This window comes from Acinetobacter sp. YH12136 (assembly GCF_013418545.1).
Classification (GTDB): Bacteria; Pseudomonadota; Gammaproteobacteria; order Pseudomonadales; family Moraxellaceae; genus Acinetobacter; species Acinetobacter towneri.
In genome coordinates this window covers 1-20,128 of record NZ_VPBV01000039.1, presented here as the reverse complement: position 1 = coordinate 20,128, position 20,128 = coordinate 1, and the positions used below count along the sequence as shown (strand labels likewise).

General features: G+C 36.5%; 10 protein-coding genes. 1 reads left to right on the top strand and 9 read right to left on the bottom strand.

From position 1 onward, the window contains the following. A partial coding sequence (locus tag FTU71_RS13455; RefSeq protein WP_136695130.1) for an integrase core domain-containing protein occupies window positions 1-109 on the top strand: 109 nt, incomplete at its 5' end. A 23-nt stretch (window positions 110-132) separates the two neighbouring features. Here FTU71_RS13455 and FTU71_RS14720 read toward each other — a convergent pair. The 9 genes from FTU71_RS14720 to FTU71_RS13410 all read right to left on the bottom strand — a co-directional run bounded on the left by FTU71_RS14720 (window position 133) and on the right by FTU71_RS13410 (window position 19,955). Then, complete coding sequence (locus tag FTU71_RS14720) at window positions 133-279, bottom strand: transposase family protein (RefSeq protein WP_366143621.1); 147 nt, start codon at window positions 277-279, stop codon at window positions 133-135. 674 nt (window positions 280-953) lie between these two features. Then, window positions 954-1,439, bottom strand: coding sequence for a hypothetical protein (locus FTU71_RS13445; protein WP_180112087.1), 486 nt, complete (start codon window positions 1,437-1,439; stop codon window positions 954-956). Between the two features lie 143 nt (window positions 1,440-1,582). Next, window positions 1,583-7,882: a DEAD/DEAH box helicase gene (locus FTU71_RS13440; RefSeq protein ID WP_180112086.1), complete on the bottom strand. Its 6,300-nt coding sequence runs from the start codon at window positions 7,880-7,882 to the stop codon at window positions 1,583-1,585. 1 nt (window position 7,883) lies between these two features. Continuing rightward, the gene (locus tag FTU71_RS13435) at window positions 7,884-11,252 is read right to left on the bottom strand and encodes an STY4851/ECs_5259 family protein (protein ID WP_180112085.1); all 3,369 of its coding nucleotides are present in this window, start codon (window positions 11,250-11,252) and stop codon (window positions 7,884-7,886) included. Window positions 11,253-11,383: 131 nt separating this feature from the next. After that, on the bottom strand, window positions 11,384-14,446 hold the full coding sequence (locus FTU71_RS13430; RefSeq protein WP_180112084.1) for a type I restriction endonuclease subunit R: 3,063 nt from the start codon (window positions 14,444-14,446) through the stop codon (window positions 11,384-11,386). Next, on the bottom strand, window positions 14,434-16,476 hold the full coding sequence (locus FTU71_RS13425; protein ID WP_180112083.1) for a DUF262 domain-containing protein: 2,043 nt from the start codon (window positions 16,474-16,476) through the stop codon (window positions 14,434-14,436). Before FTU71_RS13425 ends, FTU71_RS13430 begins: the two co-directional genes overlap by 13 nt. A 3-nt stretch (window positions 16,477-16,479) precedes the next feature. Next, window positions 16,480-17,877, bottom strand: a complete 1,398-nt coding sequence (locus FTU71_RS13420) for a DUF262 domain-containing protein (protein WP_180112082.1) — start codon at window positions 17,875-17,877, stop codon at window positions 16,480-16,482. Window positions 17,878-17,916: 39 nt separating this feature from the next. Continuing rightward, window positions 17,917-19,095, bottom strand: coding sequence for a DUF4268 domain-containing protein (locus tag FTU71_RS13415; RefSeq protein ID WP_178962594.1), 1,179 nt, complete (start codon window positions 19,093-19,095; stop codon window positions 17,917-17,919). 56 nt (window positions 19,096-19,151) lie between these two features. Continuing rightward, window positions 19,152-19,955 (bottom strand): restriction endonuclease subunit S, encoded by an 804-nt coding sequence (locus FTU71_RS13410; protein ID WP_180112081.1) that lies wholly within the window; start codon window positions 19,953-19,955, stop codon window positions 19,152-19,154. Window positions 19,956-20,128 lie beyond the last annotated feature (173 nt).

Below are 20,128 nucleotides of genomic sequence, written 5' to 3'. Positions count from 1 at the left end.
TGATACTTTGGATGAAGTACAAGATTATGCAACAAACTGGTTGTGGCATTACAACCATGAAAGACCACATCAAGCTAACAAAGGAAAGCCACCTCTAATGGCTGCTTAACCTCTACTTTTAACTTCGCTTATTTATGGGAGGATTACCATCGCAACATGGAAAAGTGTGCGATATTCACGCCAATAGCTTAAGGTCATCAACAGCTGATCTTCAAGCGAAAGTATTGAGGGTCTTCCTCGTCGACTATCATTTTGAGCGGCTCTCAATACTTCAAGCATTTCTGCAAAAGTTGAGGGGTGTATTCCGAAAAGTCGTTTAAACTGCTGGCTTGGCAGTGTTTTTACTTTTGAGTAGTTCATGCAACAAGGATAACCGAATACAGCTTATAGATCGGTACGAAATATAATCACCAAGTTGGTCGTTTTTTGATTTATGCAAGATGTCTATTTAATAAACTAAAGATTACTACTGTAATCTTTAGTTCATATATTGATTGAGAAAACCAACTCAATTCAAGTTGCTTTTTATGCCAGTCTACAATCCCATAAAGAAGAGAACTTAATAGCCTTCTTCTGATTTTGAAGCAATGTACTATGATAAGATTAACCCGTTAGGTCAGTGGCCTAACTTAAATAAAAAGTCTCCGACAATCCCGGTACGGTTCAATAAGATTAACCCGTTAGGTCAGGTGGCCTAACTTAAATAAAAAAGTCTCCGACAAACCCGGTACGGTTCAGTTTTATCTCTTGCACAGACTAAAAGTCTTAGGTCTATTACAAACTCTACAATTTGCATATAGTGGAAGCTAATCACTACAACCTCCAAGATACAAGGTCTATTATTTGTGAACGATGATCTATAAGCTAATTAAAGGGTAAATTAATTACACATAATTAAGCAGCGGCAGTCATCAGAATAATGAAATGGGCAATTGTTTTGATCGCTAGCCAAATCATATTACCCTTGAGTTACAACTTTTCCATTCCTTAGCCAATTTAACCCAAGCTTTATTTTCTTTTGACCAGATACGTCTACATAATTCGGTAAGATCATCAAATTGCCGATCTACAGCTCTTGAAACCCCATATTCCCAATGTCCTTCATAAACCCGTGCTTTGGCTAACTCGAATATTCGATCTGCCAAAGCAACATGTTCTTCCACAAATTGTCGTTCTATGATTTCATCATGTGCAAATTTTTGCAAACACGCTTCAGATTGTATGATTAAATCTTCTGTTTCCCCAATCCATAAGGCAAAGCATCGATCTGCGCTTAAACAATCAATAAGTTGTTTAAAGTTTTCAAGTTTCGTCTTAAATGCAAGATTCGCTTTTATTAATGATTCGAGGTATATGAATCGCTCTTCAAATGCATAAGGGTCAATATTTAATGTATCTAAGTAATCTTTAGATTTACGGTGTAGGCCAATTGGTCTCATTTTCCCTCTCATTTTCTGTATATACGACACAGTTAATTGAAATTATTTATTTCACATCTATGGAAATGCTATTCAATTTGAATAGCCAATCTAAAGTAATAAACCATCACTTGTATTTTTAATCGTAAACTTTTCACACATTATTATATTGAAACAGCTACAACTAAATCACCTTCTCTCTTTTTGACATAAATGTTCGTTGGATTCTGCTCACCATTTTTAACAACTAAAAACTTCTGTAAATCTGTAAGTCCATTCGCAACACTTATAAAGTCCTTTTGGGCATTAAAATAGACATTTCGTTGTGACAATTTATGACTCTCAAATAATCTCCAATAGCCAAGCCCCTGATCGAGCTGAATATCAAATATAGTCCCCGACTCAAAAGTTATAGTTAAATTTCGCTTGTGATACAGAGCCTTACCATTATCATAGGTCATTAAATCTATTTCTTTTTGGGATATATCTAAATTATCAGTTAATAGTTTTTCAAAAACCTTCTCAAATTGTTTCACACTATGGTAATCATGATGAAGGATCGTTGGTAAATCTTTTGTCTCATCATCAGAAATAACTGTCTTAATCTTCAACTGACCAATATTTCCAACTTGATCCTCAAGCCCCTTTAACCAACTAACAATTAACAACATATTGCTAGCTGACTTGATATAACGATCTGAATACTCAATACTTTTTATAGTTTCATTCTGGCAAATTTCTCCGAACTCACTAGTACTTTCAGCAACCAAATTCCAGAACTTACGACCAAAGCTACATAAATCAACATTCAATTGATCAAGAAGATCTAATCCCACAATCGAGCTTTGATTTTTTTCCACTAAAGTTGGTAATGTTATGACTTTCTCACTCAGTAACTTATAAGTTTCACTAACTCCAACTATGGCATTTGTATTCAACCACTCTTCATTTGGTATACGACTATTCATATCAGGACTAACAACTGTAACAATACGATCTGTCAAATATAGTTGTGCCACAATAGATTGATGAATATTGTCACCTTCAACAAATTGTACATTAAAGTGTGTTTGTAAAAATTTCAGCTCAGCCAAATATGCTTTAGAATCTATGATAGTTTGTGGTACAGAAATATCGATTTCTAAACTTGTATCCTCTGCCCATCTAGCAATTGTTTTTTTAACACTAGGAGATAACAACTCCCAACTATCAGATTCTTCACCCCAATTCAAAATTAGTTTCTTAGCACCTAATGATACATGGTGTTCAATGCATTCTTTCAAGCTATATGGCCAATATTGTGCACCAGAGAAGAATGACAATTCTTCAGTAGAAATAAAGTTTTTATAGTTTGCACCTAACCACTTTTTAGCATCATGACGATTTAACAAACTGTAATGATGTCGTGACTGTGAATCCAAAAGACAATGAGCACAAACAGACTCACAATATTTCGGACATTCAAGCTCATCGACCATACTAGATAATAACGACTCAATGTGACGAGGGGCTGAACTCGCAAATCCTGCTCCACCACTAATGACGTCATACACCTGAATAGCTGTAATCTGATGATTACCATCTAATAATATTGGACGCTTACCATATCCCAATTCATTAGCTGATATACCTAACTTTTTCGCTAATGCTTTTCTGAAAGCCACAGCCAAAGTAAATGCTATACTTTCATTTTCTTTACTATCTGTAAGATATTCATTACGTTCAGGGTGATGTAACACCAATTCAAAGATATCTGTAGTCATATAGCTACCTAGATGTAAATCTTTGATTAAACGCTCACTGCCTTCACAGAACTTTCTTTGCCCATTTTCTCGATCATGTTTAGATGGTTTTAATGGATAATGTTTCTGCTCTGGTGAAAGAGACAATGGAAATTTTTCCTTTTCCTTTTGGGATTCTGCTCGACCACATTCAAGGCACACAGCATAACCATGCCCATATAAACCTGAACTATAATTAAATACATGCCCCGATGTATCGGCAACCATAAATCCTAAGGCACTATTCGGCAAACTTAATCTTGCCCCCTTACCAGCAATCCAAGGGGTTTGGACAGGTATGAAGGTTTGTGTTGTTACATCGTTACTAGGTTCTTCATAAAAATCATGAACGAAACCAGTTGGCTGCAGAACTTTACGTTGCTCATTTATGCGAATTTTTTCACCGCAACTTGGATTATCACAGTAAACATTATTAATATCGACTGCACTATCTGTATTAAATCCATTTTGACCGCAATGTACACAGCGCCATGCCAAATCAAATTTCTGTGCTTCTTTTGCATCAGAACTATGAATATTATGCCAAGCTAATGATATCCCTTTGGATTTAAAAACCCTTCCGTCCAATACAATTTCTGAACCCGGCGCATATTCTCGAATAGCGACAGCTAAATTTCGACTTGGCATATCACGTAATAAAGACACATTATCTTCTCTAGACTTTCGTTGCTTTTCAGCATCTCTATCTTGCTTTTGACGTATGTAGTCAATGACATTGGTCGTTTCAAATGATGCAATATCAGTTGGGAAGCCATACCCTGGTAGAAAGCATTTAGCAGCAAGTTCTCTTAATAAATATTCATCACAGAGTCTACGCATTTCAATATTTAATCTATAAGCGTAAGCACTACCTTTCACTGCTTCACTTATCTGTATTTCAAGACGCTTGTATTCCTTTAACCATTGATCACGCATTTCAGATATTTTTTGGACAGTGTTACCTAAAATGCTTTCAATCGAATCAAAAGACAAATCAGTACCTTTAATTAATTTTTCTAGCGTATAAGAATATGTATAAATATTGGCTTTTAACCAATTAATGAATCGATTGCAAACAGAAATATCTTCGTCACCATTTGCTAAATAAAACCACTTCAAATTTAATTTAGTTTTTTCAGCATCTGTATTTCCAATCTCATTTTTTAAAAAGAATGAGAGATACATGGAATTGACATGCCTTTGGATCAATCTCTTGGAGTTTAAAGCGACATAAGGTGCAGGGATACTAGTTTCAAAAGCCCATTTAGGGTTATGAAATACTTGTTGATCATGTGGATTCGACTTACAGATTGTGTAAGAAAGTGCTCTTGATTCTTTACTACGACCCGCACGACCCGCACGTTGTAGATAATTTGCAGGATGCGGTGGTACGTTATTCATCACCACTGCTGAAATACCGCCGATATCAACCCCCATTTCCATGGTGGTTGAACAGTTCATTACATTAACTTCACCTGTTTTAAATCGCTTTTCGTAGTCTTGTAATCGGTCACTTGCTTGCTGTGCTGAATGTTCTGCAACTCGATAGTACATACCACCTTCAACAATTCGATCACAAAGATCATTCCACAAATTTAAAGAGCGTAGCTCCTTAATTGTCTCATCATTAGTAATTAAGTCACGGATGTATTGAACGTTGTCATGATGGTCTTTATTGGAACTAAACACTTTCAAATTCGGCATTTTAATCTTTTGACAAATGAAAGCCTCTTTACTTTTTGGAATACCCATCGGTAGATATGGGGTAATATCTTTGAATGTAGTATCCATTAATCTATGTGTAACTGGGCAAATGAACGCTTGCTCATTCAAAGAAAATTTGAACTTTTGTGGTCTAATGAAAAATTGACCATTATCATTTTCTAAAATAGCCGTATCTTGAGTTAAAACTTTCCAAGCACATTTTAACCATTCATCGGCGATATCTATATCTATTGGAGCATTTAAATCTAATTGTGCGCCTAAAGCTAATAACTTCACCAAACGATTATTCTTTCGCTTAGATGCCAAAGGCCATTGTTTACTAAATTTATCTTCTGTAAATTTTGAATCGGGTCCAAACAATCGTTTAGTAACAATTTTCCTCCCCATCCAATTTGAAATACTTCTATCTATATGAATGTAGTAATACTCTCGCACATAGAAATCTAGAACGACTTTTAAAAAGTCCTTCCAATCTTGTAAGTTAAGGCCTTTTGATTCCCAATATAAAGGAACACTTGTAACTTTTTCTAATCCACTATAACCAACTTTTACCAACCCCAACGTTTCAGTACTATTTCGATTACGTGGACGTCGACTAAATTCACTCAACAATAACATTGAGATCAATCTATGTGGTCCTTCAGTTTGATCTCCAAAAACTTCCGGAGAGTAATACTTCATTGCGTTCAGTATTGAAAAGTTAAAATCGGATAAAGCTGTAAGCTTCTCGATCATCTCTTTCCATGAAATCGAACTTTCGTCTGAGGTGTCTAATTTCAATAGTTCCTGTTGAAGCAATGTCAGAAACATCTTCATCTTTGGATCATGTTTTATTTGTTCAATTTGCTCCTCAATTTCCTCTCGAGACATCTCCCCACCCGATAGATCAGGTATTTTTTTTAACATTTCCACCACAGCACCCCTTAATCGTGAACGCTGTGCCTCCTGTTGCATCTGTACGGACATTCTTGCGGTGCCTTGGCGACTATCCGTAAATGTAATTAAACGACGTCCAAATGAAGGTAAGCTTTGAGGTGAAATGTTCGTAACACCATTTTCTTCTAACTCTTTAATCGTAATATCAGGACAAAATTCTAAAATAGTCGGGATTGCTTTAGTAACATAAAAAGGTGCACCAAGAATGCTTCTATTTACAGGCAAATAACCTTCTTGCGTCTCTAGCTCACAGTAGTGGCATTTATTTGATGTCGCAAAAAGATTGAATTCCTCTTCCCCTGGATATTTTTCAAAGCCTCCACGATCTAGATTCAGCATCTCCCCGTTATCATTTACACTTAGCAATATTGATTGATTGTAATCTATTAACTTGTTCGAGCTATTATTAATGTCGGCTTCTTCAATTTCATCTTCTTCAGTTAGCAGCGAAAACTCATCAATTTTGACTTCCCCAACTTGTTTAAGCTGACGAATACCATCATTAGCGTCAACGAGTTGCCCTAATAAATGTGGTGAATTACATTCTTTACAAAATGTCAGCTCCAAGACTGGTGATTCACATTTACACTTTTGTTCACACGTCGCATATACATTACCGTATGGCCATTTTTTTAATGCTGTACCCTCTTTTTGATCACAATGAGGATTAATACAACTCCACAAGCCATGCGTAATTCTTTGCAAGAAGTGAGCTCGTACTTTTAGGAAAGCCTCTTCTTTTTCTTGCGCTTTTGTATTTGTTAGTAAGTCAATCCAAGCAATAATTTCGACTTGATCCACTGAAATAGCATAGTCCGCATTTAATTTTTCTTTAATTTCCAGAGATGTTAATGGCTTATAACTTTCTGTACCTTGTTGAACAATGATTTCCCGAATTGCTCGTGCTGTTTGATTCGATTCTAATGCTTCAAAACGTTTAGCACTAACTTCTAAATCACTCTCAATTTCAGATAATTCTTTTAAACTGAGTTTATTGTGATTCGTTTCAAGTTTTAATTGTGGGACTGCACGCCGGCCACCTATCACTTCGATTTGACTTTCCTCAATACCAGCCAACTGAGATAAATAGGTCTTTAATTGTTGTTCTGCATTACTGTCAGCAATGGTTGCAGAAGTTGCGACAAATCTTACATCTTTGGCCTCAACACCAAAGGCCTCTAAAACACGTCGTAACTGCAAGGCAAGCTCTGCTGCCTGTGATCCAACATAGCTATGAGCTTCATCTAAAACAATCCAACGCAGGCTTTTCTTTGCTCTAGATTTTTCAATAATCGGTGCATCAATTTGACGCACCATGATATATTCCAACATCGTCCCGTTGGTCACCAAAATTGGTGCAGGGCTTTTCCTCATCAATTCTCGTGTTAAGACTTGATAAGGACGCTCCTTTTGCAATGTTCTTTTTGAACTCTCTGATTCAGGTGTATTACCGTTATACAAACAGTATCGTAACTTCCCACCGAAGTGCTGAGTCCAAGCACTTAAGCGCTCCTCCTGAGAATTAATCAACGCATTAAGCGGATATAAGAATAGAGCATGCACACCTTCCAACGGCGCATTGATATTTTCGCTTAATTCAAATAAATCATTCAGAATTGGTACCATAAAACATTCTGTTTTACCTGAACCTGTACCAGATGTGACAACAATTGATTTTTTATCCGCTAATAAGTTTTTCCAACTTTTTAGTTGATGTTCAAAAGGCTTAAATTCTGCCCCAAAGCGATAGCGACCATTACTCTGCGAATCCAAAGCACTTACAACTGACTTCGCTAATAATTTTCCACTCAACTCTGACATCGTCACCGGTGATTGTTTCCAAGCAAAAGTATGCTCAAAAACAGGTGGAGCTAAAAATGAAAATTTGCTTCCCGGAAGCTGGGACATTTGTTCAGCAAGGTGTTCTCTTAACTCAGGATCGTTGATCCCTAATACGCTTAACGTTGATTCTTTTGTACGCTGACATGCTTGCTCTAATAAATCGGAATAATAAGGTTGCATATTAGTGAGCCTTTAAATTTAATAAATAAGATGTTGTTATTTCAAAAATTGAGTTAAACCAAGACTGGTCAAAATCACGGATCTGACGAATCTTATGATGAGTTAAACTATTTGATTTATCTTCAAGCACAAAACTGGTTAGACCTACATTTTTTAGCGCAAGATAAATTGGCAAAAGAATAACTGATGCATGCTGTGGCAAACTGACCATAGGTTTTAATGGAAGATTTAGATTATCTTTTTCAAACCACGCTGTGAGTTGTTGCTGGAACCACATTGGCCACAATTCGCCTTCAGGCTGGTATCTCAATAAATTCTGAAGATAATGACCGTTAACAATATTATTCAACTGATTCTGCGTTAATCCATTTAGAACTGGCTCATCAAAATAATAAGCTTCTAAACTTTGATTTAGCGTTGAAATGTCTTGAGATAACTTTGCATATCTCACTTTCAGCGTTTTTTTAACAATTGCCTCAGGGATACCTTGACTCACATAAAGTTCAAAAGTTTTAGAGATTGCATTTTTCCAAGCTTTAGCGGGGATTAATTCCCATACTAAATCGAATTCTCGTTCGAAGCGTTGATAAATATCATGTTCAAAATCAAGTAACCATATCGCCAGTGCCAAACATGATGGATTTCTTACCAAATCCTTCCACACTTGAAATGTGACCAACGGTAAATGGTTGTACTTCGAATATAAGTGGTAAAGATACAGCCATCCAGAGTTTTGCAAATCACTCGCCATAAGTTCTAAGAAATCTACAATACTATTTGGGTTAAATGTTGGATGATAATCACGTACGGCAGTATGTAGCGTATCCGCAGATTCAAAAGATAATGAATCTTCACTTATCTGCTGCGCTATGAATTTCGGTCTAAATTTAATCGATCTTTCATCTCTAGGAATAATTAAACATGGACCCACATTACTCAATCTTGGTAATTTATACTTACCTGTTTCAACTCCTTCAGTTGTAACTGGTTCGAGTGGTAAAACGGCCTGTTCAGGTTGGTTTAAAACCATGATGACTGGATCAACCACTTGTGAACCTGAAAGATTCAAACCACTTAAAAAATAATGACCTTGTTCATCTATTTCAAACTCGGTTTGATAATGTTTAATCTGATAATTTAAAGCTTGTTTCCCACCAGTGACTTCGAGAATAATCCGTGCATCTAAATCTTTTGTTAATGCCAATAATTCTTCTATTTCAGCTCGATAATGAATAAGTGATTCTTGATGTGGTTTTCCACTCACCAAAAACTTCCAGTTGTAGTAAGGGGCATCAATATCACGGATATGACTACTTTTTAGCCTGATTGTCATCCGAAAATTGGTCGGCTTATTTTCTGGTGCATATAGACATAATCTTGAACCGAGCAAATCATCTACAGTTAATATTTTTTGTTTAATCGGCTGGTGATTCCCGTTATAGAGCGTTGCACCATGTGACGGAAATGGTAGTAATAAATCTACTTGATCTCCCAAATTCAGCATCAAATTAAGTTTGATATTTTCAGGTGGATGCTCATTGCATTTTAGATGATATTCATAACCATATTGCCCATGTATATCATCATTCAGTTTACGCGCCTTAAAGCTCACTGCTTGATGATCAGCAGTGATTTCTAAACAAATGATATTACTTTTGGTTAGAAGACGAATATCTGCTTCATTAGGGGTATCTCCTGCCAACAATTCAATTTTTAGGTCTTCAGGAAAAATTACAACCTTACGTCGCAATACCACATTTTGTGCGGTATTTTTAATAGTTAAAGTCTTTACACCATATCCACTAGAACCTACATGATGAGTTAAAAGCTTTTGTTCTGCATAAATAGCTAAACTATCATTTTTTGACTGCAAACCAGTTTCTGTATAACGTGCCTTAGGTCTTCCTAAAAAAGCCAACGCAGGTACCGTAGGCCAAGTAAACTTCGTACCAAAAAGATCTACAAGTTCTGATTTTTCGTGATATTTAGAGCATTGAATCTGATATTGCTCTTGATTATCACCAATAATTTCAATATCACCTTTTACCTTGTAAACATGCTGGCCAAAAGCATTCGACAAATGCCCAGTGACACAGTCCTGAGAAGTAAATTGATATGATGGCGGTAAGAGTAAAATAATTTCCGATTCTGCTGTTTTGAATGAAGCCTGCCCAATAAATGGACAAAGCTCTCCTTCATCCTGTGCAAATGCAACAGGAACACTACCGATTTCTAAACAAGTTTGAGGTAATTCTTTTTGATAAAGAATCTGATCTTTATTTTGTAGCGACAAAATCAATCCATGTTGATAATTCTTTCTCGTAATAATGCGCGTTTGTGCACCTATACGTATATTCACTGGCTTATTAGCCTCAGGCCTTGCCATAAACGTTGCTGTGCCAAGTTTAGCTAACGGTTCATGTGCTTCATACAACACAATTTCTACACGAGGAGGAATTCCTTTAACATCCTCCAAAGTAATTTCTAGTGAGTTGGGCAGGAAAACTTCAGTTAATATTTGATTAGAATTACGGTTAAAGAAACTCGTACAGGATAAAGCATCCTGTTTTGTTTTCATTTGCTTCAATTCAGTACTAGAGGTAACGAGCAACTGATTTAAAAACTGTTCCGCAACACTACTTTCTAATGGTAGAGGAAATGCCTCCCTCCACTTGGGGAAATTTACGGATAAATAAGCTGCTGGATTATCGGTATTGTCTAATTCATGCGTTTCAACTAAATGAACCAGATGTTCTGCCATATCTGAAATAAGCACTCGTGTTTCATGTTCCTTGAATGCTTGAGGCAGATATTGAGTATACGCTTGAATCAATTGGTCATTTATTTCTGGGTTATAATGTCTGTAGTGACTAAACTGCGCCACAATTCTTTTAAATACAGTCTGATAATGATTACCTTTCTCCATTAAAAGGTTTGAAGGGAATCCACCCTCTTTAAATGCAGAACCTAAATAATTGGTATGATTTGAACCTTCAAATTTAAGGATTGGACGTTTCCAAAAACATTCTAAGCCTTGCTGAACCACATAGCGAATATCATCCAAAGGTTGAAAGCCCAGTGCATCATATACAGGCCCCCAACTCCACCCACTTTTATACTCTCGACGAAACCATTCCGAAACAAATAGTGTAAAAACTGCACACCATTCACGACCAGGTTTATGGCTTTTTTGATCTTGTTGGCTATATCTCAGCGTACGCTTTAGGTCTTGATATTCTTCTAGGGTAATATGATAGCTATACAGGGGATGACTTGTTGGCTCAGTAAGTTTACGCGACTCAAAAATTCGCTTAAGAATATGTCTAGCACTCAATTGCTCCCCTAATATATCAGATGCTAACAACTCCATAATGCCCCCATTATTATTCCCTACTTCAAATTAAATAATATAATCTATTCAATGACCTATATAAACCTAAAGGCGTCATAAATTGTCGCTTAGATGGGTTAATTTTCATTATTTAACCCATATTTTAAGAATTACCTCATAACACCCTGTTGCAAACTATATTTCCATGACATTCTAAATGCAGTATCTTTTGAATAATGCTTATACATATCCATATCGATCTTTCTTTGACGTAACATCACTTCATTCATAATCTTGTCAAAAGCCAAATCTTTGGTATGCGGATCTGGATTATTTAAGTACTTACTTTCGAAATCAGCATGTTCTTTTATCTGTTTTAAGATATTCACAAATTTTACTTTTTGCTCTTCAGGCGTTGCAGCCCAACCTCCAAACCAGCGTTCATTAAATGTTTTAATAATTTCATCTAATGGATCTTCTTCAGTTTCACCGCCATGAGCACCACGAGGATTCGAATTTGTAGGATCTAGAACTGTCTCTTCAGCATCCAACTCAATTTGCTCATTTAGTTTTTTACGCTGTAAACCATAGGAGTTTAAATCAACTGAATTTAACAACTCGTCTAAAGCATCTGCTTCTGGATCTTCAATTTTGAGTTTAGGAATCAAGAACTTTAAGAACCAATACAACTTTTCCCAAGCTGGAACTTCATATGGCAAAATTGAAGCCATCTGTCCATAAATCTTCACGAATTGCTTTGCCTTGATCTTGAAATCAGCTTTATCTTCAGGAGTGAGTTCTAATTCAGCATCAAAACGTGCCACGGCGATATCAATCATCGGGCTTAATTTTTCTGCATCGACTGAATCGAAATACTTCGTAGCGAAATCTTCCACTTCAGTAGATTCATATACTCCAACAGTATCCAACTCATCTTTTAGTTCGTTGAGTACATTAATATCTGTCGCTTGTGACAATGTGGTCGAAGTGTAGAAACGATCAAATGATTGTTTGATATCTTCTATTTCATTGAAGAAATCGAGCACAAAGAGATCTTCAGTTCTCTTACCTAATTTAGGTGCAGAACGATTTAAGCGAGACAGCGCTTGTACGCATAGTACATCGGCCAACTTTTTATCAACGTACATCGTACATAGCTTAGGCTGATCAAAACCAGTCAGGTATTTGTTCGCAACAATAAGCAATCGATACTGATCTTCATTCACGCCTACAGGCTTCTTCTCCCCCACATAACCACGATCAAACATATCTTTGGTATCGTTGTCAGAGAACCCATTGAGAATTGCTTCTGTATATTCAATACCATCTACTTTCTTCTCACCAGAGAATGCAATAATGGCTTTAAATGGATACCCTGCTTGCTCGAGCAAACGATCAATCGCTTTGTAATATCTGATTGCAGACTCAATATTTTGAGTCACTATCATCCCTTTGGCTTTACCTTTTAACTTCTTGGTATTTACAACATGTTGAATGAAATGATCCAACATTACTTCAGCTTTGATATCAATGGTCTGCTGTGTTTTCTCCACATAGCTTCGTAAGGTTTTCTGCGCTTTTTTAGTATCGAATAACGGATTGTCTAGAATAGACTTCTCAATTTCATAGAAGCTCTTATATGTCGTGTAATTTGACAAGACATCTAAAATAAACCCTTCTTCGATTGCCTGTTTCATCGAATACAGATCAAAAGGTTTAAAGGAACCATCTGCTTGCTTTTCACCAAACTTTTCTAAAGTCGTGTCTTTTGGCGTTGCAGTAAAAGCAAAATAGGATGCATTGCCTTTCATCTTACGTGCCAACATCGCACTTAAGATTTTATCTTGAGCATCTACACCATCACTGTCTTCATTGGCTTTACCCATGACTTCATTCATTTTGTCATGTGCCACACCCGATTGAGAGCTATGCGCCTCATCAATGATCACAGCAAAACGCTTTTCACTTAAGTCTGCAATTCCATCAATAATAAAAGGGAATTTTTGAATCGTAGTAATAATAATCTTTTTGCCATTTTCTAAAGCAGATTTCAGCTCTGAAGACTTATGGGCATGTGCCATAATATTCTTAACTTCTGAGAATTCCTTGATGTTCTCTTTAAGCTGTTTATCCAGAATACGGCGATCCGTCACCACAATTACTGAATCAAATAAGGGATGTTCTAGCCCTCGGCTTCCTGCAATGTCTTTTTCTACTGGGTAGGCTTCAATCAACTGAAATGCTGCCCATGTAATCGAGTTTGACTTACCTGAACCTGCGGAATGTTGAATAAGATATGTCTGCCCTACGCCACGTGTTGAAACATCATGAATAAGACGGCGTACTACACTGAGTTGATGATAACGTGGGAAATACAGATTCCTTTTATCTAATAAGGTTTTCTCATCACCATCTAGTCGTACGAAGTGCTGAATAATATTCGCCAGACTTTCTTTAGAAAGTAGCTCCTTCCAAAGATATGCTGTTTTATGCCCCTCTGCATTTGGCGGATTTCCTGCACCTGCATTATGTCCCTTGTTAAACGGTAAGAAGAAGGTGTTCGCCCCAGCCAATTTCGTGGTCATATAGACTTCATCGGTATCGACAGCCATATGTACAATACAACGAGCAAAGCTCAATAAGGGCTGTGTGATATCACGATCTTGTTTATATTGCTTCTGCCCATGATGACGAGCATTTTGCCCTGTCCACTCATTCTTTAGTTCAAAGGTAATAATCGGAATACCATTTACAAATACCACCATGTCAATTTCTTGTAATGGATTGGCTTTTGAGTAACGTAATTGGCGAGTCACACTGAAAATGTTCTGCTTGAATCGGTCTTTAATCTTCTGAGAACTACTTGCCAACGGCGCTGGGTACATCAACTGAAAATGCGCTTGATCTACGGCGAGACCTTTTTTAAGTAGATGAACCACCCCATGCTTTCGGATCATTCGATCAAAGCGTTCGTAGATTTTTCGTTGCCAATCGTGTGGATTAAATTTTTGAATCTTTGCCAGTTCATCAGCTTGTGTTTGTTCTAAGAACTGCCAGAAATATTGGGTATCTAAGGCATACAACATGTCAAAATTTGCAGGTGAACCCGATACAAAGCCATGATGAGGTAGAGAAATATCGGTTAAACCTGCTTTAACATTTTCGAGGCATGTTCCAGTCAGCGCTTTTTCAATTGCCATTTCCAAAGCACGTTCGTTAGTTAAACTGACCATGTCATACCCTCACCCTTATAATGTTGTTCCAATATATTCAGCATATCTTGCTGATGTTCAATAATCGTATGGATATCTAGCTCTTTACTCTCGCTGTCTAAACGGTCAAATAAGTTCTTTAATTTCAATGAATCATAAATAGGCTTCTCATAGAAATCTGCTCTTTTGACACGAATAGGTTTATTGCTATATTCTGAATTCTGACTCGGGCTAAGCAATGCCAAATTGCCAAAAGCATGCAAATATTGGTCGTCTAACCCTAAGCTATATTTTTCATTCTGTGGATGTATATGTTCAATCGAATTCTTGGAGCTAATACGATAGCCTTTAAACTGTTTTTGATCACGACATTGCATCAAATTATCGAACTTGATCGCTTTCCATAATGTGTATTCAAGTTTCTGAAACCAATAATGTTTAAATCCAGTGCCTTGAGGAGTATTTAAATTTGCTTGGATATTATCAAAAGAGTCCTTTGCAACTTCTACCCCTTGGGCCAACAAATAACTTGCTTGTTTCTGAGTCTGCGTTGTTAAAGAAAGTGTATTGTCAATTTTCTCAAGAATGCTCAATGCTTCCTCATCACAAGCCTTTTCACCACGCTGTTCAAAGACTTTTACTAGTTCCATTAAATATGGCGTCAGCCAATAATGTGCATTACGGTCAGTTGTGAAAATACAAACGCTTTGCAATTGCTGTAGTGCCGAATACTCCTGTTTTGATCTTGGATAGGAGTCATTTTTATCAAGTGCTGATATATAGGTTAATACTAGCTCCTCTGATCGACTCTCTTCATCTTCTATCCATCTTACCGCAAAGCGATCAAACAAATAACGAACTTGCCATAAGGTCTGTATAAATGCCTTAATATGAACTTCATCTGCTTCTTCTAAAAAATCATCAAAGATTTCTTGAAGTTTTGCACCTGTCATTCGTTGCTGAATATCTGTACCTAAGTTTGCTTGAATTTTATAAATTCTTAAGGCATGAATCAGCAATAAGTCAAAACTTAAAAAAGAACGAAAAGTATAATTAATTTCTTCATTTCCTAAGCTTTTTACTACCGGCTGAATCTCTTTTTGAAAGCTGATATTTTCATTATTGATGTCTGATTTAAAATCATCAAATATCTTAGAAATTGAAAGATCTAGCTGTTCTACTTCAGATGAAATTCGCAAGCAGAGGAAAGCCATTTTTGATGGCTGATATTTAACTAAATCAGCAAAGCTCAATTTTCGCCAACTTTCTATGCTGACTTTCCCTTTGAGTAATCGTTCAAAATATTGATTCATATTTTGGCAGATATCCCATATTTCACTATAAAGGACTTTATCTGTATTTATCTTTTTAAAGATTTTTGCTTTTACCAAGTCTACAGGCTCTAACTGAACACCTGCTGTATTCATACTGGTAAATATCTTATTCAAATCTGTATCAGTAGGGACGATGTTGTTTACCCAAGTCACATGGTGGTAAACATAATCTAGATATCCAATTAAAACACCTTGATTTTTCAGTGATTCTAAATACTGACGAATAACAACTAAGCCTTGTTCAATTTTTTCAAGATATTCATCTTCTTGGGCATTGAATACATGCTTTGCCATAACCTTGGCCAATCCAGAATGTTCTTGCAAAAAAGCTTGTACATTTTCTCTAATTTCAAAATGTAATCTTGGTTGTTTTTGAATACTCGCGACACCTAGTATTGGATGCGTTATTTTTTCTGTTAAGCTCATACAAGCTAGAGAAAATAGCATCAGAGTCGTCGTTCGTTGTTGTCCATCAATCAACTCGAGTACATCAACATTTTCATTTCCTAATACGATGTTTCTTCGAGCCGTCAGAGTGCTTCCCACATAATAATGAGGTTCTTCAAGTATATATGCTGAATGAATATCTTCTAATAGTCGTTTTATTTCATCGCTTGTCCAAACATAAGGGCGTTGGTAACTCGGGATAATGAATTGATATTTTTGCTCTACGACACGTTGAAGCGTCAATAATTCTGTATCTACACACTGATTCATTTCTTACCCCAAATTCTTTATTTTCTGCGTTAGCTGTTCGAAAAAGCCCTGTTGTATTTCTTCGTTTTTCAAATTCAGTTCAAAGTGCTTTATAGTTTCTTGAATAAAGGTTTTTTTGAGGGACTTTTTAGTCTCATCCAGATCATACTCCCTAACCACAAAATTCAAACTATCTAAATGTTTAAAAGAATCTTCGGGTCGATAAGCCATCACCAAATGATCTAATAGTTGATTATCTTTGAGCAGTTTAGGTACGCTCTCCGCTTGTACTCTAGTCTTATTCGTTGCTCTTGATGAATAGGCCACACGGAAAAACTTTTTCGCAAAAATATCTAATTTGTATTCACCAAATTTGCTTACATATAGCATGATGCCAATGGCATATAACTCTGCTAAAAAATGACATCCTTTTAGCTGTTTTAACCACTTTGTAAATTGGTAATACTCTGCTAGATACGCTACATCCAAGTTTTGGTAATACTTTAAATACAACTGATTGTAGTATTCTAAGTATGAAATGGTATTAATCCCTGCATTTAATGGTTGTCTGAAATGGTAACTGTTGGGCGTGCTGATCTGTGAGGAGCGATTGACAGGGTTATACTCTGTGCTGATTTGGCTATAAGCAATATCTTCTGTACCTTTTTGGGTATTCTTTGAAAATTCTTCAATAATGGCATTTTTAATTGCGACTTTGTTTTTATAGTAAGGGATGTCTCTGAAGTTGAGAACATTCCAATATCGCCCTAATAATAATCTCCATACCGTCTCAGAAAACTCCCCCAAGCTTTCCCATTTTTTGGCATAAAACGTTTGGTGTTTCTTTTGTTGTTCTGAATTAATCGCACGAAGATGATATGCCTTAATAATATCGATACCAGATAAGCGAACACCGCCTGTATTTTGCGTTTCAAAGAATTTATAAGCATCGTCTTCTGATGTTGTAACCACCAATGAAACAACGACCTTTTCAAGATCAATAGTTTTTTCCCATTTATCTTTAATCGAGTGTAGATAGGCTAAATTGCGTCGGATATGCTCAACACTCACACTCGAGTGATAGCTTAAAGTGACATCTTGCAGTTGTTCATTCAAGTAGCCAAATAACGTTAAACTGGTCAACCTTTGCTGACCATCAATAATATTCAACTCTGTATCTTTGGCATGTAAGATAATACTGCCTAAGTAGTAAGCACTGCGTTTCGATTTTTTCTGATGCTCTTCAATATCAGTAATGAGTTGATCCAGTTGTTCTGCATTCCAAATATATGGTCGCTGATATTCAGGTATCTTCAATTTACCTTGTATATCTGCTTGGTCTTGAACCTGAATATTTCCACCACGAAGCAACTGTGCCACATTGCACACTGCTACTTTAATCAACGCTTGTGATTCTGACACAACCTACCCTCAATTTTAAATTTTTAGATCTATGTTTTCTTACTTAATCACTTGATACGCTTCATTCATATATGGCTTAAAGGCTTGCTCAAGCTTTTGTATATGTTCCAAATGCCATGCGATATGACTTTGCCATAAGTCCTGATTATGACCATCGGTATTCAAAATAAACTCAATCCGAGATGATTTCTTAGCATCTAATCTCAGCCACTCTAAAGGCTGACCAAATTTTCGCTCAATCTCTTCTTTACGCTCATAAAAGAAATCAAAGAGCTGTTTATTCTCCACGGCGTCCTTCCGAGCAAACTCAATATCTACTCGTATCGCTTTTTGTAAGAAAATAAGATGATAAGTACATTGCGATATACCAGTTGCCGAACTCAACCAATGATCAGACTTAGGACTAATATTGTTATAAAGCGAATTGTCGCCTTGAGCAAAATGAGCGAGCAATTGCTCCCAATATTGGTAGCGTATATCGGTATGATCTGCTTGTTTTACTTTAGCTATGGTTTCTTCATCTTCCTTTCGAGTGAGTCGTACCATATATTCTGATGCTTCAGGTACAGGAATAATTTGTTGAATATCCACCAACAATTGTTCGTCCAGTTTATAAGGCGATACCTTCACGCACTTCACATCAATCTTACGGTCAAGTAACCACAATGCGGTATTGGTCACTTCCTTACGAAACTCGCCTGCCACCAAGATAATACGCTGGCTATTCCTTGGGTTTAAGGTGGTGATTGCCACACCCATTTCTTGATGTTCTTCTAAAAAGCGCTCAATCAGAATTTTTGCGGTGTTTTTAACTTGATCTGCATCAAATGCATTCGGTTCTAAGTCGGGATATTCAGGTCTATTTTTAAACAGATATTTTGCAAAGACGTCTTCGATGTCATCTGAGGTAAACGGCGCAACATAAGAGGCATATTTCAGTGCCTGCCACACGGCGTCACGTCCACTGTCATCTCGTTTGTTTTCAATCAGTACAAGCTGTCCTTTGGTGTCTAATGCCAATAGGTCTAAGCGTTCACCTGTGCCATCAAAGCCATCAAATTCTTTTTGGATAATCAGCAGTTCTTCGCCCAATGCTTCAGGGTGGCTGACTAACCATTCTTGTAAGTCATAACGCTCTGTGAGATTCTGCTCTTTAAGTGGCGTAATACTCAACGGTTCTAATACTTTTTTTGCTGTGTCTACTGTATATAAGCTCATATTCTCCCCGAAATATTAAAAAACCTAGCCAACTGAAGTTCGCTAGGTTTAATTTTTTATGCCACTTTAATTTTGCCTGTGACAGCATCATTAATGAGTGTGGTCTTATATTCTTTTAACTTTTCAATTTGAGTTAGCAATAGGTCTTTACCCTTTTCTAACTCCAACATTCTTTTATCTAAGAAAGATGCTATTTGAATTTGTTCATAAAGTGACGGTAATGCTATAGGGAAATTACCTATTGATTCTTGTGATATCCCCATAAAAGTAGTACCTGTACCCTTAACCTGTACATAGTCTTGAAATTTTTCACTCAACATAAAATAAAGCATATATTTTGAGTCAAAGAAAAATTCATCTTGGGTCTTTAAAGATCTAATAAGTAATAAATGACTATTTAAGCAAGCTAAATCTGGCAAATTTGAAATGTATGCCATTTTCCCCATCTTGGCACCATCTTTCATCAATAAAATGTCACCAATATTAAGTTGAATATGTGCATCCATCTTGTAACGCTCTATAGACACATGTGGGCATTTATCCCAATTAATATCTAGCCCGTCAAAATGTGCACTACTAACGACATATGGTCCTTCATCAATATATTCATCAGCTTTTAAACCTTGCCAACCTTGACGACCTTTTAGCGATGCTATGTGCTTTAGTTTTGTAATTGTATTCCAATGCTCAGGAATTTGACCAATCCATTCCACACCCGAATCTTTCATCGTTACATTTGGATCTAAACCTTGCGTCACTGCTTTTTGAATCACAATTTGCTTACGTTCATTGAGTAAAGCAATTTGCTGTTCTTTAATGGCAATGGCTTGATCGATATTCATCAAAAAAGGATTTAACAAATCTAAAATCTTAGATTGCTCATCTAAAGAAGGTAAAATTATGAAATGAACCGTACCGGGTTTGTCGGAGACTTTTTTATTTAAGTTAGGCCACCTGACCTAACGGGTTAATCTTATCATAGTACATTGCTTCAAACTCAAAAGGCGATACATAACCCAGTGCACTGTGTACA